The sequence below is a fragment of the Methylobacterium sp. D54C genome, from assembly GCF_053345595.1.
Genome location: NZ_JBKFAK010000043.1, coordinates 1 through 19,269, shown reverse-complemented (window position 1 = coordinate 19,269; position 19,269 = coordinate 1). Strand labels below are relative to the sequence as shown.

The following is a 19,269-nucleotide window of genomic DNA, read 5'->3' as shown; positions in this document are numbered from 1 at the left end:
CACCTCAATCTGGCGCAGCTTCAGCACGACCTGCTCCGCGTTCGTCTTCTGACCTCGCCGCATGTCCGACTCCTTGTCCTGGCTGATCCTCTCAATCAGCCCGGTCCAAAGCCAGCCGGTCAGGTCAAGTTCCGGATGTCGCTTGATACAAGGTAAACCCTGGGATGTACACCGGCCCGTCCGGACCGTCCCCGAAAGGTATCATCTCGGCCCTGGGCGCCCCCGGAGGTGGGACGGGAGGCTCCGCAGGGGGCATCTGGTACCTCTCAGCGTACGCACCTCGCAAAGCTGCGACCACCGCCTCCACGCATTCGACGGATTTCGCCGCGAGTTCAATGGCCATGCTGCCATCGAACCCAAGGGTCGCCGCCCATTCGCGTGTCATAGGACAATGAATTCTCGGCCTCACGGCCGCAACCGTCAAAGTCCTGCCGACGGCGCCCTTGAGGTGGGTGACCTGGTTACGTTGCGCCGCCAACACTTCCAGGCTGCTTCTCAGGTTCGAAGCCAACCAATTCGGGCCGACGATTTTGTCGCCCACTTTCACGACCTGCTTTGCCAGTCCGCCGATCTTCTTGAAGTTTTCGACGTTGTCGTGGACGGGCCTCAGTGACTCGCTCGGCCAAGACTCGCGTCCTTCGATGACGATGAAGTCCAGCAACTGGCCGATGAATCCCTCCATCGCCATGACCGCCAAGCGGATCGCGGACACCGCCGGTTCGTAGGGGACATTCGCACGCCTGGCGCTGGCGACATGGTATCTTGCCTGCCAAAGGCAGCAGTCGAAATGGTTTTGCTTCATCTCGAAGGACCACATTCGATCCGAGTACGTCCATACGACGAAGGATGCGTTCTCGATGGGCTGCCGCGAGCCGTCCATCATCTGCTGTATCCCGGTCCGAGGCGCACTCGTCCAAATCGGCTCGAACGGACCGACCGGTATCGTTCGCCCGTCCTCGCTGCGGTTGAGGAACCAGGTTTCGGGCTTGAACGAATTCGCATTGAGCTCCTCGTCGAACGCCGCTGCCGTCTGGTGGCCGCCGGTCGCTCCCGGCAAGCGCGCGGCGGCGTCGAGCCATCGCGCGGTGACTGCCTCGACAGGAGTCGGAGCGGCAGAGGCAAGACGTAAGCTGCATCCCCTGGCTAGCCGCGCGTAACGCGACGCGGCCTTCGGATGGGTGACCTCTAGCAGGCTCGCGAGCATGCTGAATTCCTCACCGCAGTGCGTGAGATGACCAAGGCGCCATTTTAGCTCGACAGCGTTCTGCATCCCCTCGACTGCGGCTGAGACCTCGGCGAGTTGCACTCGTTCGCCCAGTGCTCGTCTCCCCTGCACCGATTCGCAAAAGTCCCATGCCTCGTCGATACGCCTCAACAGCGGCCTGGTCGCTCGAGGCATCTCCCAGACACGTCGATCCTGGTCGGAAAGCGCCGAGAGCGCGTTGATCGCCGGCTCCCACCCCTGAGGCAACTCGGACATGAGGGCCGCCATCGACCAGCGCTCGTAAGTCGACGGCTTTCCCTCGGGGGATGCCGCGGCGGCGTTCCAGTAGCCCTCCCGCTCGTCCAGGAGGGCGATCACCCTTTTCAGGTTAGGGCGGGTGAGATCGACCCGAGGAGCCCGCCCTGTCAGGCAGTCCGCCAGCGGCTTGCCCGCGTCGATGCACGTCACCACGTAACGCGCGGCGGCCGGCGAACAATCGGCGGCGATTGGCTGGTCCTGCATGGTGTCCTCCCGAAGGCCCCGCAGGATCGCCGGGTGGCGATTGAGGCTTCCTGAACTGTGCGCGCCCACCTACGCCCAGGGTGAATAGGCGCTTGCCCGGACGATCGGATCCGGTCGCGACTGCCCGGATCCGGGCGGCTTTGTCGTATGCGTGCCCCCCTCCTAGCCTTCCCACGGGAGAACCGAGGAGGATCACATGGTGGCATTTGCTTACCCCGACCTGATGGATCCGTGGCGCCTCACGGTCGTGCCGGCCACCGGCCTGCCGTTCGGGAACGGCTTGATGCTGCATGGTGGCGAACGCGATCCGATGCTGGCCCGCGCGCTCGGCTTCGAGGCGTCGCCTTGCGGCTACATCCTCGACCCGCATGTGCCCGACCCGACCTTCGAGGCCTCCCTGTCCAAGGTCGGCGTGTCCATTGCCGAGCTGTTGCCGTCGGCCCGTTTCGCCTACGTCGACCCAACCGCATTCGCCGTGGATGGCCCCACGGCCTGGAACGCCAGGACGGCCCCGGATCAAGCGCGGCACCGATCTCGGCTGCGGCAAGCCATTGCCCAGGCGCAACGGGCCCCGACACCCGCCTCCGGCTCGCCCCGGGGCGAAGCTACGTCCACGGCACTTGTCGATGTGGCGGCGGCGGCGATGCGCCTGCTCGCGCCCGACGCGGCCCCGATGACGGCGGTGCCTTATGCCGTCGCGGTAAGGGGCGCCGACGTCGCATATGCGACGCGGGAAGCCGACGGCATCCGCATCGGCGTCGTCGGCCGGGACAGGCGCAGGCTCACGGTGCCTGGGGTGGTCCTGCGCCACGCCCCGGACGAGGGAGGGGCAGCATTCGTATTCTCGGGCCGCGGGGCTGCCCCCGTCGAACACGCCGGAGCCATGGCGGCGCACCTGTTGAGCGAGGCGGTGCGACGAATGCTGCACGAGCTCTTCGCCGCGAGATATGGAATCCCGGTCGGCCATTTCGACGAGAGGGGCGGCTTGTTCGGCGAGGCCTTCCCGGGGTGGGCGCAAGCCGCGAGGGACGAGCGCGACGAAATGACCGCTTCGAAGAGTCCGTTGCCGGGTTGATCAACATAACCGGGAGCGTCTCCTCGGAGACGCGGTGGGATGCCGTTCCGTAGGCCGAGGCGACCGGCGCTGCGCCCGACATCCTGCCGACGGTCAAACACCTTGGAAGCCGTGCTTCTCGCCCGTGCTCTATCGCGGCCGCAACGCCATCGAGCGGATGCTCGGGCGGCTTAAGGACTTCCGGCGCATCGCCACCCGCTACGATCGGCCCGCCCGCAACTGCCTCGCTGCCGCCTGCCTCGCGGCGACCGTGTCCTACTGGTTATGGGTCCGGAAGGTAAGCAATGATCGAGTCCGCACGACCGGCGTTCACGCGTGCCCTGCTCGCGACTCCGGGTCCAGCGACAGCGCCGTCAATCGGGTTCAGCCCAGGAAACCGGCGCTGACACGAACCCGCCCGAAGGCGATCGGGCAAGCGGGATCCTGGGCCGGGTGTCGTTCAGCATCTACACCACATGGGGCGACATCATGGCGGCAGTGACCTTCATGGCGGACGGATGACCGCACGAGCCATGATCATCGTCCCGCCGGTTGATCCCCCCTGAACGTCTGTTTGGTCATTATCCGTTCGCCCGCGTCCGAACATGCGCTGCACGAGGCTCGCGCGACCCTCGCTAGGCAAGGCAGTCCGGCCTCCGCACACAGCGTTTCGCAAAAGAGGAGAGAGAATCCTAGAGTCTGCTTTTTCTGTTGGGGGCATGAAGCATGGGAGCGCAGCGGCGTCCACAGACCAGCGCCGGCGTAGCGCCATTAACGGGACTTTAAAGAATTCCATTCAATGTGGCGGAAGATCGAAGTCCGGCAGCGGCTTGATAGCCCGAATGCCGTCATGTGCCGTCCGATCGTCCGGGATTCCCACAGCGGGCGGGTTCTGTGCGTCCCTGCGGCTCGCCTGTGAACGGCCGAGTCGACAACGGCGGCATGCTGCGTACCGAGGCGTCACGCCACGGGTTGTTTCCCACATCCGTCCACAGCGCCGGAACCCATCTGTGCAAAACCCACCTGTCATCGTCGGTGATGCGACAGTGACAGGTCGCAACGCGGGAGATCGGTCCCCTCCTGGGGGACTGCCCTGCTCATCCGATGTCCTCTGAGGCTGCACCGACGGCATTCCCAAGACAGGCCATCGGCTCGACGCGACCGTCCTTTGATCCTACTGAGCTTGCGGTCTGACGCAGGTTGCTCCGTAACCGAACCGCACGCTCGCATCACGACGCGGTGACGCCGCATGTCGCGCTTGGGTGTTCGTTCGCCCGCAGCGAGGATCCAGTGAAACTGCCTCGACGGTCCCTGTGCCAAGCGGGTGCGCCCGGATCGGCTGAATGTGCACGGGAGCGGTTCGTGAGGGATGCCTGCCCGATGAGGTCATGACGTGCGTCGCCTGCTGGTAGGTACCCGCGGCGGAGGTGGGGGCGCGCCTCTCGGGGCTGACGTTGGAAAGAATCGACGATGCAGGCGACGGAGATCGCGCGGTGGCTCGCCGCCCAGGAGAAGCTGCTGGCGGCCCTAACTCCGCCGGAGGAGGGGAGCGGGTTCGACGATCTGGTCAATACGTTGGCCGACAGGACCGAGGTGGTGGCGGACATGGCGGGCGCGGTGAGGGGTCTGCCCTGCAGCGGCTGCGGGCGAGCACACCGAGGCAAAGGCTCGCTGTCCGCCGGTGCCTGATGCGACCGCTCACTGGTCCCGGCTACCAGGCAGCGGCGGCGCGCGCCCGGGACGCAATCGCCCGCATCGACGCGGCTGCCAGCAGGAAACGGGATCGGGCCTGGGCGCTCTGGGGCCTCACCGACATGTGGGGCCTGCCACTGGGTTAGCGCCGCCCGGGCGGTGCGGTGGTGCCCGTCCAGTCGCGCCGCGCTTGTGCACCGGATGCCCCCAACGCCATCGGCCCTTTGCATCCGCGAGGTTCTCGAACGGTCCCTCCGCCGGCACCCTGGTGCCGCGGAACGTGTATGCCTTCTCGTCTCCCCCGGGGCCGAGGTAATGGATCCATCCGGTGCGGGTTCGCCCGTGCCCCCTGTTTGCATCATGAGCCTCCCGATGCGGTGACCGCCCTTCGATCAACCCGGATAACTCAACGTTACCCATAGCCGTGCAGCGCGACCTCGTTCAGGCGACGTCCGTTGCCGTCTCGGTCGGGTTCCGGCCGCAGCATGGTGGCATCGACGCCTCGACGTCCCTCTTCCCGTCAAGGGCGGATGGGGGACTAACTAGGCCCGTCCCGAACCGAAGGGGCCGAGCCCTTCCCGATTGGAGGGGTCCCGCAAAGGAAGGAAGTACAGCATGGCTGCTGCCACCAAAGCCAAAGCGAAGGCCGCCCCGAAGGCGGACGCAAAGCCGGCCAAGGCCCCGACCGGCCTCGACGCCCTCGTCACCCCGAGCAAGGCTCTCTCCGACCTCGTCGGCACCGCCCCGCTGAAGCGCACCGAGGCCGTCAGCAAGCTGTGGGAGCACATCAAGGCCCACAACCTGCAGAACCCGTCCAATAAGCGCGAGATCCTCGCGGACGCGAAGCTGAAGGCCGCGCTCGGCCAGGACAAGTTCACCATGTTCGAGATGAACTCGCTCCTAAGCAAGCAGCTCACCAAGTGATCCTCGCCGCCGTTCGATCCGGCCGGCGGCATCACAGGGCGCGTACCCGCGAGGCGCGCCCTTCTTTCTTCCGGGAGGACGCACGGCTCCCTTCGGCGACCTCTCCGCCTCCGTCAGGCGCTCGCGGCAGGCCATGCCGCGCGGGGCTCGGGCTGTGGTCGCCGTGTCCGTGGCCAAGGCGAGGCTGCCGAAACGCCTCGCTGGCCGCCACTCTCCCGGCTGCAAGGGTCATCACGGCCATGCTCGCCATGGCTGGGGAGATATCAGGCCGGTCAGCCGTTAACGTTTCGGTATCGTTGAGAACGTATGAAAGCCTACGTTTCGGAATTGGCCTCATGCGCGTTCTCCTGATCGAAGACGACGTCAGCATCGCGCAGAGCATCGAGCTGATGCTCAAGTCCGAGAACTTCAACACCTACACCACCGACCTCGGGGAAGAAGGTGTCGATCTCGGTAAGCTGTACGATTACGACATCATCCTCCTCGATCTGAACCTGCCCGACATGTCGGGCTACGAGGTGCTCCGCTCGCTGCGGGTGGCAAAGGTGCGGACGCCGGTCCTGATCCTGTCCGGCATGGCCGGCATCGAGGACAAGGTGAAGGGCCTCGGCTTCGGCGCCGACGACTACCTCACCAAGCCGTTCCACAAGGACGAGCTGGTGGCGCGCATCCACGCCATCGTGCGCCGCTCGAAGGGCCATGCCCAGTCGGTCATCATCACCGGCGACCTGATCGTGAACTTCGACCATAAGACCGTCGAGGTCGGCGGCGCCCGCGTTCACCTCACCAACAAGGAGTACCAGGTGCTGGAACTCCTCTCGCTCCGGAAGGGCACGACGCTCACCAAGGAGGTTTTCCTGAACCATCTCTAAGGTGGAATTGACGAGCCGGACATCAAGGTCATCGACGTCTTCATCTGCAAGCTGCGCAAGAAGCTCGCCAACGCCAGCCAGGGCAGGAACTACATCGAGACCGTCTGGGGCCGCGGCTACATCCTGCACGAGGAGGCTACCGAAGCACAGGACGTGGCAGCCTGATTGCCCGGAAGCCGGGCCTGAGATTGCAAGCCCCAAGGGCAGCGCGCGGCCCAAGCAAGGCGTTGCCGCAACTCGGATGACTGTCGACCCGGCTCTATCCAGCGGGTGTTTGTGCTGCCAACCCATCCCCAGTGCGCCCTCCTGGAATGGCGTGCGGAGGGTGCCGTCTCCTCGCGATGTAGTCTCAGGCCCGGCCGGCGTCCCATTTCGGCCGATGTCCTGGCGATGCTGGCGGCCAGGCCATCGTGTCATGGTCGCGCTGACAAGGAGATTGCACCGTGCGTGCATCGGTTGAGGATGAATCGTCGGGGATGCTCGCCGACACGTCCGGCCAACTCGCCGGGATCGCGCGTCGCCTCGACGTCCCCGTCTCGGCCTTCTTCCGCTCAGCAGACCGGACTGGCCGAGGCGGCTATGCCACGCCACCGGGCGAGGACATACCCGAGCTGATCCGGCTGTACTCGAAGCTGGACACGGAAGGCCGGGCTACCGTGCTCGCCCTGACCCGTCGCCTTCTGGACGCGTAGTCCAGCCAACCGCCAGGCGCTCGCGCTTAGGTTGCGTAGCCGGTTGACTTCGACCACTCTCAGTATGCCTGGACCAATTTTCCCGGTCCGGACAGTGATGAGAGTGCCTATGGGGACGACGACAGAGCGTACGAGGGTCCACCTTCCCGACTGCCTGGCGGCCGCCGGCGTCGTCGGTGCCTGGACCCATGACATCGCCACCGACCGCGTTGTCGCGGACAAGGGCGTCGCCGCCCTGTTCGGCATCGTGCGACCGGACGCCTGCAACGGGGATCCCCTGGCCGCGTACGTCGAGGCCATCCATCCGGCGGACCTGGGCGGGTTCTGCGCCGAGGTCGAGAGCGCCAGCCGGCGCGGGGCGCCCATTGCCCTGCAGTATCGGGTACAGACCGGCGATGGCGTGCGCGTTGTGCGCGATTACGGCAGCTTTTCCCTCGACGGCCGCGGTCGCCCGATCCGAGGCCAGGGCATCGTCATCGATGCGACCGGCACACGGCCCCGCGACGCGGCGGAGGCCGTGGCTGAGCTGGCCGCGTCGCGGGTGCCTGACGCGACGCTGTCGCGGGAGGTGACCATGCTCGCGGACCACGTCATCGCGGTCAGCGAGATCGCGCGTGCCCTCCCGTCGTCACGCCTCCGCGCGCTGACCGACCCGCTGCTGTGGGAGGTCGGACGCCTCCTGGCCTGGACGATGTCCAGGCGCGGCGCATAGGGGCGCACCCATCGCGGGGCCGCGTTTTCGCGGCAATCAGGATCTTCGGTCACGGACGAATTGGCGCGACCCTCGATGGAGGGTCTTTACGACGAGCGAAGCCTGGAAGTAGGTTGCCATCGATTCGCGCAACATTATTGCCGATTTTGTTGAAGGCATTCTTCTCACTACGCTTTTAGACACTGAGCTGGGACGTTCATTTCTGGGGAACCTGGCCGATTACCCCCTCTCTTCCCTGGGCGCGCGTCCCTTGCGAGGCGAGCTGGTACAAAATCGGCAATTCCGTCCTGGCGCACAGCACTCGGCTGGCGACCGGCGGACGGTCCCAGGACTCGCCGCGATGAAACGTCCCCTGCCAAGGGCCAGCCTCTCCCTCCACACGCCTCAGGGTCGCCGGAAGTACCTCACGCCGGGAGAGCGGCTGCGCTTCCTAGAGGCCGCCACCCAGGAGCCGGGCGAGGTCGAGACGCTCTGCCTGACCCTGACCTGGACCGGCTGCCGCATCAGCGAGGCGCTCGGCCTCACGCATGCCGACCTCGATCACGAGAACCGAACCGTCACCGTCCGCTGCCTGAAGAAGCGCCGGACGGGCGTCGTGCGCGAGGTGCCGGTGCCAGCCCATCTCCTGGCCACCCTCGCGCGCATCCACGGTCATGGGGCACCGGATGCCCGGCTCTGGCCGATCGCACGCAGCACCGCTTGGCGGGACGTGAAGGCGGTGATGGTGTCGATCGGCGTGGGCTCGGCCGCCTCGTTCCCGAAGGGCCTGCGCCATACGTTCGGGGTGCACGCCGTCCGCTCGGGCGTGCCCCTGAACCTGCTCCAGCGCTGGCTCGGGCATGCCAGCATGGCCACCACCGCCATCTACGCCAACGTGATGGGGGCCGAGGAACAGGAGATCGCCGCGCGCATGTGGTAGTGCGCTGCGTCGGCGGATGTCCCTTTGAAGGTCCGGATTGCCGGCACGCGGCGGTCCGGTGATCGTCGAGCATCGTTTCGCGCACATCCCCCAGGATGCGCGACGTGGCCGCGCCTGGGTCGCCAGCCTTGCCCCCCTGATGGAGGCGCGTCTCGATCCCGGCGCGCTCGTGCCGGTCGGTGCCTTCCATCGCTACCGCCATCTCGGCGAGATGATCCTCGGCGACTTCGAGGCGCCGGCCCAGACGACCGAGCGTCCGGAATCCCTCGTGATCAGGCAGGGGCTGGACCATCTCGTCCTGCGCACTCACTTCCGGGGCCGTGCGCGCATCGACACCGGAGGGTCCGGCGGCGAGATCGGCCCCGGTGACATCGTTCTCCTCGACCTCGCGCACGCCATCCGCATCGATGCCGAACCGTCCGCCGGCGTCGAGCTCATCCTGCCTCGCTTGGTACTGGCGGATGGTGCCGGGAGGATCGAGCTCCAGCACGGGAAAATCCTCGGGACCGAGAACCCGATGATCCGGCTCGTGGCCGACCACCTTCGCAATCTCGCCGCCTGCCTGCCGGTGCCCGACCCGGCGGCACAGCTCGTTGCGGCGACGCTCGCGCTGTGCCGCGCGATCCTCCCGCATTCCGCCGAGAGCACCCGAAAAGAGCCGGGCGACCCGACCGTCATAGCGATCCGGCGCTTCATCGAGGCGAACCTCGCGACCGTAGACGTGTACACGCTCATGGACCGTTTCGGCCTCTCCCAACGCTCCTTGTACCGGCTCTTCCCGGATGAAGGGGTGTCGACCTTCATCCGCGACCGACGGCTTGCCCAAGCGATGCGGACGCTCGCAAGGCTACCAACGGGGGCCCGGCCGCCGAAGCTCGCCCGCCTGGCCTATGATTGCGGCTTCGCCGATCCCCGAGTCTTCAGCCGTGCCTTCAAAAGAAGGTACGGCATCCTTCCCGCCGAAGCCCGAGCGGGCATCCCGGGAGCGGATGGCGAGGCGACGCTCGTGCCGCCACTGGCATGGCTGCGTGCGCTGTGACCCCATGGCGGGCCGCCTTGGCGAGAAACGTCCCCACGCTGGCAGGGAACGTCCATCAACCATCGTGTGCAGCCAAAAACGGTCACCACCGGCAAAAGGGCCCCGACCCGAGACTTCGCCCGTCGTCGCGATCCCCGCGACCCGCGAAGGTCCCCGCCCATGTCCTCGTCCATCACCCTGTCCGCGGCCACGCGGCAGAACCTCCAGTCCCTGCAGGACACCGCGGCGCTGGCCGCGACGAACCAGAGCCACCTGTCGACCGGCAAGAAGGTCAACTCGGCGCTCGACAACCCAGTGAACTACTTCACCGCCGCCGGCCTGACCGACCGCTCCACCGCCCTGGGCAGCCTGCTCGACGGCATCTCCAACGGCATCCAGACGATCCAGGCGGCCTCGAAGGGCATCGACAGCATCACCAGCATCGTGAAGCAGATGCAGTCCGTCGTCGCCCAGGCGCAGTCGAACGCCACGACCAACCTGCCCAAGCTCCAGGGCACCCAGGCCCTGGCGACCTCGGGAGAGGCCACCGCCACCGGCAAGAGCCTGCACGACACCGCGCTGGCCAAGACGCTCGCCGGCACCGCCACCCCCGCAGGCTCGTCGGCGACCGGCATCGTCGGCATCGACAACACCAAGGCCGACACGTTGCAACTCGCCGCTGGCAACACGGTCTACAACGTCAGCATGACCTCCGGCACGGTCAACGACCTCGTGAACAACATCAACAAGTCGGGCATCGCCACGGCGGCCATCGACAGCCAGGGCCAGCTCCAGATCACCGGCACCGGCTCCGACACGCTGACCGTCGCCGCCGGCAAGCTCAACACCACGACCGGTGCGCTCACGGCCGACGCGGGCGAGCTCGCCAAGCTCACCGGCGGCGCCGCCCCAACGGCGGCCGGCGGCACCTCGGCGCAGCGCTCGGCCCTGGTCAGCCAGTTCACCGCCCTGCGCGACCAGCTCAACCAGACCGCCAAGGACGCCGGCTACAACGGCACCAACCTGCTCACCGGCGACAATCTGACCATCGCCTTCAACGAGAAGACCGGCACCGCGCAGTCGAAGCTGTCCATCCAGGGCAACGCCCTCACCACCGACAGCCTCGGCATCGGCACCTTCGTCGACTCCGCGACGACCCAGTCCGGGGCGAACATCGGCATCCAGAACAACGCCGACCTGGGGAAGGCGTCGGACGCGCTGACCAACGCGCTCGCCAGCCTGAAGTCGCTCTCGTCGAACCTGGGCTCGAACCTGTCGACGGTCCAGAACCGGCAGGACTTCACCAAGTCGATGATAGACGTGCTGACCACCGGCGCGGCGAACCTAACGAACGCCGACATGAACGAGGAGGCGGCGAACTCGCAGGCGCTGTCTACCCGCCAGTCGCTCGGCATCTCGGCCCTGTCGCTGGCCAACACCGCCAACCAGGGCATCCTCCAGCTCCTGCGCTAGTTGCCCTGATACCGGGTGCGGCACCCAGCACCCGGTATCCTTATCGGTAGCCGCCTTTGCAGACGCATAAAGCCTGCAGCGTCGGGTCAGTTTCTTGGCTTGATCATCCTCGTATTCGGCTGTCCAGCATGAGCCTCGACCCTGGCGAGTGCTCAGGAAGGCAATCGACCGGAGCTCTGCAGGCGTCCTTTGTGGCTGCCAACCTGGGTGGCTATTGGGTCAGGGTGTATGCTCCCGAGTGCCATCATCCGGTACTCCGGGGTACCTACCGGCCGCGGCCCCGGCGTAGTCAGCTGGTCGGTGCGTCTACTTTTCCCGCGAATGCGTCGTACCTTGTTTCCCTCGTCCAACACCTAATGGTTGCGGCGGCTGACGTAACTGGGACGCTTGGACGTTGGCTGCGCCCCTGGTTGCAACAGCGGCACGGCTCAGGCTTTTCAGCATAGGTTAACGTTCGTCCCGCAACCTGATGGCGGGCGTGTAACCGACAATCGGCTTGGTCAGAGTATGTCGAGCTCTAGACGGTTCACAACGGTAACATCGAAGACCTATCAGGATCATCACCGTGGCCAAACGCCGCCGAGACTCGATGCCGAACAACCAGGCCTCGATCTCGGCTTCATCCGCGACCGCCGGTCCCTCTTCTCTTCGCGAGCGACGTCCTGGCTCGGATGAGGACAGGATCGGGGCAACTACCGCCGGCCGCGATCCTCATCTGGATGCGATCTGCCGCACAGCGACACGGCTGCTCGGCGTAAAGTTTGCCTTCGTCTCGATCCTCGACGGTATGCGGCAGTGCTTCATCGGTAACGAGGGCCTGCCCTGCGAGGAGACCACGCTCGACGTCGCGTTCTGCGCCTGGACCGTGCGTTCCGGGCCGGGCGTGCCGCTTCTTGTCCCCGACACCACTGCAGACCCGCGCTTCGCCGCGAATCCTCTGGTGACCGGGGCGCCGTACCTGCGCTTCTATGCCGGCATCCCGCTGTCGCTCGCGCCGGGCGCATGCACCGCGACCGTCTGCGTCGCAGACGTGATCCCCCACCCCGATTTCGATGATGGGCAAATCTGCCAACTCCAGGACATCGCGGCGTTTGTGGAGGCCCATCTCAGACTAGGCAGTGCGAACGACCGGCTTCGGGACGAACTCTCGACGCGCAGGAGGCTTGAGCATGCTCTCGACGTGCAAGATGCCGCCTCGCGTGAGATGCGTGCCGCGGAGGCGATGGCCGAACGCGCCGCCTGCTTCGGGCGCTGGTCACTCGATACCGCGACCGGAACGATCATGTGGTCGGAGGGGCTGGCGCGCATCTTCGGACGGGTTGGCCGTGAGGCGGGATGGCTCGACCTCGACACCTACCTCGACTTCCATCATCCCGAGGACCGCGCGAGCCTGCGCGCGTTCCTGTACTGCGAGGCTCACCTCGGAGGCCACGCGTCGCCTGCCACCCAATGCCGCTCGCGGGTACAGCGGCCCGATGGTTCGGTTCGCGAGATCATCGTCCACGCCTTTCCCGGAGACGGGACGCCGGATCCGTCGTGGCGCCTGCGCGGCCTCGTCGTAGACGTCACGGATCTCGCCCGCTCCGAACGCGGGCTGCGCGAGACCGATGCCCTGCTGCGCGCCACACTCGACGCTATGGACCAGGGCCTCCTGATGACGGACGCCGACGACCGGGTACGGGTGCGCAACGGACGCGTCGGCGAGATGGCCGGCATCCCCGAGGAAATGCTCCATGATGGAGCGCCCTTTGAGACGGTTCGCAGGCACCAGACGGACCAGGGCGAGTTCCGGCACCTGCCCACCGGCCTCCGGCACTGGCTGGAGACCGGCGAACCCGGTTCGCGCGTCGACGACTACGAGCGTGAAAGGCCGAACGGCGTCGTCCTACAGGTCCGGACCCTGCCGGTGGCATCGGGAGGCGTCGTGCGCACGTTCGCCGACGTGACCGCGCGGCGCGGCGCCGAGCGGGCGTTGCGCGACAGCGAGGCACACTATCGCGCCCTGGCCGAAGCGTTGCCGCAACTCGTGTGGGTCGTTCGGGACGACACGGGGGAGGCAAGCTACGCCAATCGCCGCTTCACGGACTTTTACGGACCGATGGGAGCCGAGCGCGCGGCCCGGCTGGCTCGCAACCACCCCGACGATGCAGGCCGGATGGAGGCGGCCTGGACCAGCGCACGCGACCGGCAAGCGGGATACGCGGTCGAGGGCCGCCTCCGCCGTCACGATGGCACCTATCGCTGGCACAAGCTGGTGATGGACCCGGTCCACCTCGGCAACGCGGTGGTCGAGTGGATCGGCACCGCCCTCGACATCGATGACCTCGTCACGGCCCGGCAGCACCTGCAGGAAACCACCGACCTGCTGAGCCTCGCCCAGGACGCCGCGGGAGCCGGCGTATGGGAATGGGACGTCGGTGGCATGGTACGGCTCTCGGCCCCCGGTGCCCGCCTCCTGGGCCTCGACGGCGCGGATGGAATGCCCGTGGTTCTTTCGCTCGATGAGTGGAAGGCGCTCATATGGCCCGAGGACGGGCCGAATCTATGGGGCGCGGTCAAGGCTGCCTTGGCGACACGGACGCCATTCGCTTCCGAGTTCCGGGTCAGGGCCCGGAACGGGCGGCACCACCCGATCTGGCTGCAGACCTTCGGCCACGTCGTGGTCGACGAGCATGGCGGGGAACCCGTACGAATCGTCGGCCTCTATCTCGATGTGACGACCAGGCGCAGGACCGAAGAGGCGCTGCGCATCAGCGAGGAGCGTCTCGCGCTTGCCCTGGATAGCGGCGAGGACTGCCTGTTCGATTGGGACCTGACGAGCGGCGCCGTGTGGGTGACCGAACGCTGGCGGGAAAAACTCGGCCTCAACGGCGTACGGGCACGGCCCGGACTGTCCGGCTGGGCCGAGGCCGTCCACCCCGAAGATCGCGAACGCGTCGCTGTCGCCACTCGTGCCCACCTGACGGGAGCATCGGCGTCCCTGGAATGCGAGTACCGCGTCCGCATCGCCGGCAAACAGGATTTCTGGGTCCTTGCGCGCGCGCGGGTATCCAACCGTTCGAAAACGGGCCGGGCGCTGAGACTGGTCGGTACGCTGATCGATATCACTGGCCGCAAGGAGGCCGAGGCGCGTGTGGAGCACATGGCCTTGCACGACGCGCTGACCGGCCTACCCAATCGCGTGCTCTTTCGCCATCGACTGGATAGGCTACTGCAGCAGGATGCGACGGTATTCGGGCGCCAAGCCGTCCTGGCTTGTGATCTCGACCGCTTCAAGGCCATCAACGACACCTTCGGACACATCGTGGGCGACCGCGTCCTGTGCCTCGTCGCCGAGCGCATCCGCGGGGTGCTGCGCGTGCAGGATACCGTGGCCCGGTTGGGCGGCGACGAATTCGCGGTGATCCTATCGGACGTGGATGGCGAGGCGGCGGTTGGCCATGTCTGCGAGCGTATACTGTCCGCCATAGACGAGCCGTTCACAGTCGACCACGCGGCCATCGACATCGGCGCGAGCATCGGCGTCGCGTTCGTCGGCGGTGACGCGACCGTCGAAGAGATCTTCCAGCGTGCCGACGTGGCGCTGTTCGAGGCCAAGGCCGCGGGCCGCAACACCTATCGGCTGTCCGAGGCCGAGGCGTACGCCCGGACCGCCACGCGCAGCCTGCTCGCGCTCGACATGAAGGAGGCGATCCGGCGCCGCGACTTCTTCCTCGTCTACCAACCCATCGTCGATGCGAGGACGGACACCGTCGTCTGTTTCGAGGCGTTGATGCGCTGGCGCCATCCCGAACGCGGCCTTGTTTCGCCTGCCGACTTCATCCCGCTGGCCGAGGAAACCGGGCTGATCGTGCAACTGGGCGCATGGGCCTTGGCCGAGGCGTGCCGGGAGGCGCGGCGCTGGCCTGGAGACATTCGGGTGGCCGTCAACGTATCAACGGTGCAGCTCCGCGACGGGCTTGAGGAGGCGGTGATCTCGGCGGTGGCCGGGGCGGGGCTCGAAGCCGGCCGCCTGACGCTTGAGGTGACGGAGAGCGTGCTGATGCGCGACGCCGACGACGCCTTGGCGCGCCTGCATCGACTCCGCGAGTTCGGGGTGCGCGTCGCGCTGGACGATTTCGGTACCGGCTATTCCAGCCTGAGCTACCTGCGTCGCTTCCCGTTCGACAGGATCAAGCTGGATCGCGCCTTCATCCGTGACATCGCCGAGCCGGATGCGGCCGCCATCGTGCGAGCGGTCGTGGATCTGAGCGGGCGTCTGGGCAAGGGCATCGTGGCGGAAGGCGTTGAGACGGACGAGCAACTGGAACGGCTGCGCCGGGAGGGGTGCACCGAGATGCAAGGCTATCTTTTCAGCAAGCCGCTTGCCGCGGTCGATGCCTTGGCGTTCGTCGAGGACCGTGGAAGACGCACCGCCGCATAGGCGGCCGCAGGGACTTCGACGGAGCCCCCCCAGGGCCTATCGGCCATAGTGGATCACCGCCTGACCGTGAAGTCACCCGATGGCGTTGGCGATGGCACGCGCAGCAGGGCGGCGTGGGAACGGGCTCTTCGGCAATAGCGAGCCGCCAACCTCGCGATGCTCTCGGCCGTGCTCGGTGCGCCCGCCACGCTGTGGGGTTGGCTCTTCATCCTGCCGCCTCCCGGCGGCAACCCTCGCGACCGCCCCGTGTTCTGGCTGCGCGCCTTGCAGGGTGCGGCCGAGGATCAGCCGCGCCCGCGCTCAGCGCTCGGACCGCTTTCGTGCCCCGACGAGCCTTGGCCTGTCCTGCACGCTCACCCACGTGACGACATCAGGGTTAGGATCTCGAAGGACGGTTCGCGGCGGCGGGGGAACAACATCTGTGTCGTGTTCGTGCCCCGACCCTTCGCGATGCGGAAGGCGGGCAGGATCTTCGCCCCCTTGCAATTTAACGCGAAGGCGAATTCATCGAGTAGGTCGCGGCTGTCGCTGAGCTTGCAGGTTTCTAGGGCATGTGTGTTCGCCTCATGCTGCGTTAGCATCTCGCGCCGGAACCTCTCTTGGTCGGCGGACGCTGGCAGCTCCGGCGATCCAGTTTCCAGAATCCCGGGATCCCCGATGGCCGTCACGCTCCCTCTGCCCTCGTCCGACACGATGGAGGTGAGGCCTATGGAGAAGGGTGACGCCCTTGCCATCCATGAGATCCATCGCGCCTGCCTGACCCGTACGTTCCGCGAACGCTACACCGATGCCCAAATCACGGCTTGGTCCAAGGGCCGAACACCGGACGGATACCTGCATGCCGCCGAGGATGGCGAGACCTTCCTGGTCGCCTGCGCCGACTGGGCAGTCATCGGGTACGCGTCGTGGCAGGACGGGGAGTTGCTGTCCCTGTTCGTGCATCCCGATTTCCATCATGCCGGCGTCGGCTCGCGCCTGTTCGAGGCTTGCTCAGATGACGCCGCCCGGAACGATGCATCCATCACGCAGGTCAAGGCGGCCTTCGGGGCCGAGAGCTTCTACCTCCGTCACGGCTTCAAGCCCATGGCGACCGGCAGCACCATCAAGCACGGCGTCGAGATCCCCGACACCCGGATGGTCCGGTGACGGTCGCCGGTAACGGGTCTACCGTCCAGGCCCCTCGAACCCCGCGGCGACGGCCTGTCGGTCCTGACCGCAGGTTTGTCCTCCCCGGGAACGACGATGACGACAGGGCACATTGCGGTCGGCACCGGGATCGACGAGGCGACGTCGAAGGCTATCGAGGACGGCCTCAACCGCTTCAACGAAGCACGGTGCGGACCGGACCCGACGAAACCGTTGTGGATCGTATGCCGCGACGACGATGGGACAGTCCTGGGCGGCCTTCAGGGCTACACCCAATGGGATTGGTTCATCGTCGCGACGCTGTGGGTCCGGGAGGAAAGCCGGGGGCGCGGGATCGGCCTGCGATTGCTGCTGGAGGGCGAGGGGGCAGCCAAGCGGCATGGATGCACACGGGCCCGTCTCGCGACCGTGACGTTCCAGGCCCCGGGGTTCTACGGGAAGCTCGGCTATGTCGAGGTCTGCCGGCTGCCCGACGTCCCGCCGGGGCACGACCTCATATGGATGTCGAAAGACCTCATGGCGTAGTGGTCCCGATCTGACGCCGGACCTGCCGCCGAGGGGCGCGAGCCAGATAGCCGCTTAGTATGGCACGCGGTCCATGGCCCGTGCGCGTGGACTGGACGCTGCGGGCATGGTTGCTCGACGAAGCTCGCGCCCCTTGCTCGCGATTGCCGTCAGCCCACCCGGCGTGAGATCGTCGCCACATGCCGGCAGACACACGTCATTTCACTCCTGTCTATCGCCCGTGGGACGCGCGAGAGGCGGATGCCGCGATCAAGGCGATCGTGGACGACACACTCGCTCACCTCGATCGAGAGCGATTATGGCCCGTCCACCCTTCCGACGACGGGGTCGCGGACGGTCACGGCTCGCTCTATTTCGGAGCGGCGGGGGTGATCTGGGCGCTGTGGAAGCTCGGTGTCCCGGACGAAGCCGTCAACGGCGGGTAAGCAAGATCATTGGCAGCGGCACTTCGCAGCGACGCCTCGCGGTTCCATCGCGGGCCCTATCCCGAGCACGGGTCCCTTCTGTTCGGAGACTTGGGCGTCCTGCTGGTGCAGATGCGAATGCCGCCGGACGAGGCGTTGGCAGATCGCATCTTCGATAGGATCAAGGTGAACAGCTCACTGCCGGTCGTGGAGCTGATGTGGGGTCTGCCGGGTTCGATGCTAGCCTGCGTGTTCATGCGGCAGCTTGTCGACCAGCCACGATTCGAAAGCCTGTTCCAAGCCCAGGCTGAGAGGCTGCTCATGGAAGCCGAAGAGGTCGGAGGCGGGGTGATATGGACCCAGGACCTCTATGGACAGCGAGTCCGCTGCCTGAGCGCCGTGCATGGGTTTGCCGGCAACGTCCTCGCACTGGTGAAAGGCTGGGATTGGCTGAGCGCCGGGCAGCGTGCGCTGCTCGCGGAGCGCGTCCCTGGCACCTTGGCTATGTCGGCCGTGCGTACGCCCGGCGGCATCAACTGGCCTGCAGTCCTTCCGCATTCCGGCCCGGTCGAACTCTGCCAGCACTGTCACGGCGCCCCGGGCATCGTCACCGCGATCGCGGATGCCCCCTTCTCGTCCCCGACCTTCGACCGCCTGTTGATCAAAGGTGGCGAACACATCTGGTCGGCCGGTGCACTCCGGAAGGGAGCGAACCTTTGCCATGGGACAGCGTGGAACGGGTACGCGTTCCTCAAGCTGTTCGCCCGCACCGGCAATCCTCTCTGGTTGGATCGGGCGCGGGCTTTTGCCATGGTGGCCATGGAGCAGGTGAAAGCCGCTCGTGCGAGCCTCGGGCGTGGTCGCTACTCGTTATGGACAGGCGACATCGGTACGGCGCTCTATTTTCGGGCATGCATCGTCGGGGACGCATCGTTTCCGACGATAGACGTGCTGTAGGCAAACCACCCCAAAGTCTGTGAGAGTTCGGAAGCGGAAAGGCCGTCTAGGGTGGATGAACGAACCCGCTCGCGCGGGAGGGGTGGCAGCGTCGACGTCGGCGGGTTGAGCCGAAGGCCCTGCGCCGATTGAGCGTCGCCCGGCCCGGGCGGACGATCCCGGCTCCCTTCGAGCGGAGCCATCCCATGACCGTCCTTGCCGTTCCCGCCGCTGCCGGCGGCTCGCTGCGTCAGCGCCTGATCGACGACATGACCCTGCGCCGGTTCTCCCGGGCGACGTAGCGCAACTACATCCGCGACGTCGGGCGGCTGGCCACCTTCCTGCGGCGATCGCCCGATACCGCGACCGGTGACGACCTGCGCCGCTTCCAGATCGCCCAGCAGGAACTCGGCCTCGGCGTGCCGACGATGAACGCCATCGTCTCCGCCCTGCGCTTCTTCTTCGTCCACACGCTCAGCCGCCCCGATCTCGCCCGCAGGCTGGTCCGCCTCAACCATCCCCGCACCCTGCCCGACGTGCTGAGCGCCGACGAGGTCGGGCGTCTGCTCGATACCACGGTCTGCCTGAAGCATCTCGCCGCCCTGTCGCTCGCCTACGGCGCGGGCCTGCGCGTGGCCGAGGTCGCCGCGCTCAGGATCGGCGATATCGACTCGACCCGCATGATCCTGCGGATCGAATGCGGCAAGGCCGGCCGCGACCGCAATGCCATGCTGTCGGCCGATCTCCTGGACC

The 19,269-nt window shown here is 66.7% G+C and carries 15 protein-coding genes and 2 pseudogenes; 16 read left to right on the top strand and 1 reads right to left on the bottom strand.

Annotated elements, in window-relative coordinates; genetic code table 11:
• Nucleotides 1-124: 124 nt before the first annotated feature.
• On the bottom strand, nucleotides 125-1,726 hold the full coding sequence (locus ACLBYB_RS31180; RefSeq protein ID WP_447701151.1) for a hypothetical protein: 1,602 nt from the start codon (nucleotides 1,724-1,726) through the stop codon (nucleotides 125-127).
• A 196-nt stretch (nucleotides 1,727-1,922) separates the two neighbouring features.
• Between ACLBYB_RS31180 and ACLBYB_RS31175 the strand changes: the two genes are divergently transcribed.
• From ACLBYB_RS31175 to ACLBYB_RS31100, 16 genes and pseudogenes are all read left to right on the top strand, one after another.
• Nucleotides 1,923-2,801 carry a hypothetical protein gene (locus tag ACLBYB_RS31175; protein WP_447701150.1) on the top strand — a complete coding sequence of 293 codons (879 nt, stop codon included), beginning with the start codon at nucleotides 1,923-1,925 and terminating at the stop codon, nucleotides 2,799-2,801.
• Between the two features lie 56 nt (nucleotides 2,802-2,857).
• Nucleotides 2,858-3,066, top strand: a pseudogene (locus ACLBYB_RS31170) (IS5/IS1182 family transposase); the annotation flags it as partial.
• A gap of 1,184 nt (nucleotides 3,067-4,250) precedes the next feature.
• A complete protein-coding gene (locus tag ACLBYB_RS31165; RefSeq protein ID WP_447701149.1) occupies nucleotides 4,251-4,469 on the top strand; it encodes a hypothetical protein in 219 nt (72 codons plus the stop codon).
• Between the two features lie 618 nt (nucleotides 4,470-5,087).
• Nucleotides 5,088-5,396, top strand: coding sequence for an SWIB/MDM2 domain-containing protein (locus ACLBYB_RS31160; protein WP_447701148.1), 309 nt, complete (start codon nucleotides 5,088-5,090; stop codon nucleotides 5,394-5,396).
• A gap of 335 nt (nucleotides 5,397-5,731) precedes the next feature.
• Nucleotides 5,732-6,433, top strand: a pseudogene (gene ctrA, locus ACLBYB_RS31155) (response regulator transcription factor CtrA).
• 311 nt (nucleotides 6,434-6,744) lie between these two features.
• Nucleotides 6,745-6,960: a hypothetical protein gene (locus ACLBYB_RS31150; RefSeq protein ID WP_447701147.1), complete on the top strand. Its 216-nt coding sequence runs from the start codon at nucleotides 6,745-6,747 to the stop codon at nucleotides 6,958-6,960.
• 109 nt (nucleotides 6,961-7,069) lie between these two features.
• On the top strand, nucleotides 7,070-7,672 hold the full coding sequence (locus ACLBYB_RS31145; protein ID WP_447701146.1) for a PAS domain-containing protein: 603 nt from the start codon (nucleotides 7,070-7,072) through the stop codon (nucleotides 7,670-7,672).
• A 340-nt stretch (nucleotides 7,673-8,012) separates the two neighbouring features.
• On the top strand, nucleotides 8,013-8,591 hold the full coding sequence (locus ACLBYB_RS31140; RefSeq protein WP_447701145.1) for a tyrosine-type recombinase/integrase: 579 nt from the start codon (nucleotides 8,013-8,015) through the stop codon (nucleotides 8,589-8,591).
• A gap of 58 nt (nucleotides 8,592-8,649) precedes the next feature.
• Nucleotides 8,650-9,630: a helix-turn-helix domain-containing protein gene (locus ACLBYB_RS31135; RefSeq protein ID WP_447701144.1), complete on the top strand. Its 981-nt coding sequence runs from the start codon at nucleotides 8,650-8,652 to the stop codon at nucleotides 9,628-9,630.
• A 159-nt stretch (nucleotides 9,631-9,789) separates the two neighbouring features.
• Nucleotides 9,790-11,082, top strand: a complete 1,293-nt coding sequence (locus ACLBYB_RS31130) for a flagellin N-terminal helical domain-containing protein (protein WP_447701143.1) — start codon at nucleotides 9,790-9,792, stop codon at nucleotides 11,080-11,082.
• A 589-nt stretch (nucleotides 11,083-11,671) separates the two neighbouring features.
• Nucleotides 11,672-15,505, top strand: a complete 3,834-nt coding sequence (locus tag ACLBYB_RS31125) for an EAL domain-containing protein (RefSeq protein WP_447701142.1) — start codon at nucleotides 11,672-11,674, stop codon at nucleotides 15,503-15,505.
• Between the two features lie 657 nt (nucleotides 15,506-16,162).
• Nucleotides 16,163-16,651 (top strand): N-acetyltransferase family protein, encoded by a 489-nt coding sequence (locus ACLBYB_RS31120; RefSeq protein WP_447701141.1) that lies wholly within the window; start codon nucleotides 16,163-16,165, stop codon nucleotides 16,649-16,651.
• Nucleotides 16,652-16,747: 96 nt separating this feature from the next.
• Complete coding sequence (locus ACLBYB_RS31115; protein WP_447701140.1) at nucleotides 16,748-17,176, top strand: GNAT family N-acetyltransferase; 429 nt, start codon at nucleotides 16,748-16,750, stop codon at nucleotides 17,174-17,176.
• Nucleotides 17,177-17,355: 179 nt separating this feature from the next.
• Complete coding sequence (locus ACLBYB_RS31110) at nucleotides 17,356-17,601, top strand: hypothetical protein (protein WP_447701139.1); 246 nt, start codon at nucleotides 17,356-17,358, stop codon at nucleotides 17,599-17,601.
• 90 nt (nucleotides 17,602-17,691) lie between these two features.
• Nucleotides 17,692-18,537, top strand: a complete 846-nt coding sequence (locus ACLBYB_RS31105; protein ID WP_447701138.1) for a lanthionine synthetase C family protein — start codon at nucleotides 17,692-17,694, stop codon at nucleotides 18,535-18,537.
• A 407-nt stretch (nucleotides 18,538-18,944) separates the two neighbouring features.
• The coding region (locus ACLBYB_RS31100; RefSeq protein ID WP_447701152.1) for a tyrosine-type recombinase/integrase at nucleotides 18,945-19,269 on the top strand (325 nt) is incomplete at its 3' end.

Bases quoted from the DNA above. Each gene is read 5' to 3' on its own strand.
- ACLBYB_RS31125 (WP_447701142.1), top strand. From the start codon at position 11,672: ATGCCGAACAACCAGGCCTCGATCTCGGCTTCATCCGCGACCGCCGGT.
- ACLBYB_RS31115 (WP_447701140.1), top strand. From the start codon at position 16,748: ATGACGACAGGGCACATTGCGGTCGGCACCGGGATCGACGAGGCGACG.
- ACLBYB_RS31180 (WP_447701151.1), bottom strand. From the start codon at position 1,726: ATGCAGGACCAGCCAATCGCCGCCGATTGTTCGCCGGCCGCCGCGCGT.
- ACLBYB_RS31145 (WP_447701146.1), top strand. From the start codon at position 7,070: ATGGGGACGACGACAGAGCGTACGAGGGTCCACCTTCCCGACTGCCTG.
- ACLBYB_RS31120 (WP_447701141.1), top strand. From the start codon at position 16,163: ATGGCCGTCACGCTCCCTCTGCCCTCGTCCGACACGATGGAGGTGAGG.
- ACLBYB_RS31130 (WP_447701143.1), top strand. From the start codon at position 9,790: ATGTCCTCGTCCATCACCCTGTCCGCGGCCACGCGGCAGAACCTCCAG.
- ACLBYB_RS31140 (WP_447701145.1), top strand. From the start codon at position 8,013: ATGAAACGTCCCCTGCCAAGGGCCAGCCTCTCCCTCCACACGCCTCAG.
- ACLBYB_RS31175 (WP_447701150.1), top strand. From the start codon at position 1,923: ATGGTGGCATTTGCTTACCCCGACCTGATGGATCCGTGGCGCCTCACG.
- ACLBYB_RS31150 (WP_447701147.1), top strand. From the start codon at position 6,745: ATGCTCGCCGACACGTCCGGCCAACTCGCCGGGATCGCGCGTCGCCTC.
- ACLBYB_RS31160 (WP_447701148.1), top strand. From the start codon at position 5,088: ATGGCTGCTGCCACCAAAGCCAAAGCGAAGGCCGCCCCGAAGGCGGAC.
- ACLBYB_RS31165 (WP_447701149.1), top strand. From the start codon at position 4,251: ATGCAGGCGACGGAGATCGCGCGGTGGCTCGCCGCCCAGGAGAAGCTG.
- ACLBYB_RS31110 (WP_447701139.1), top strand. From the start codon at position 17,356: ATGCCGGCAGACACACGTCATTTCACTCCTGTCTATCGCCCGTGGGAC.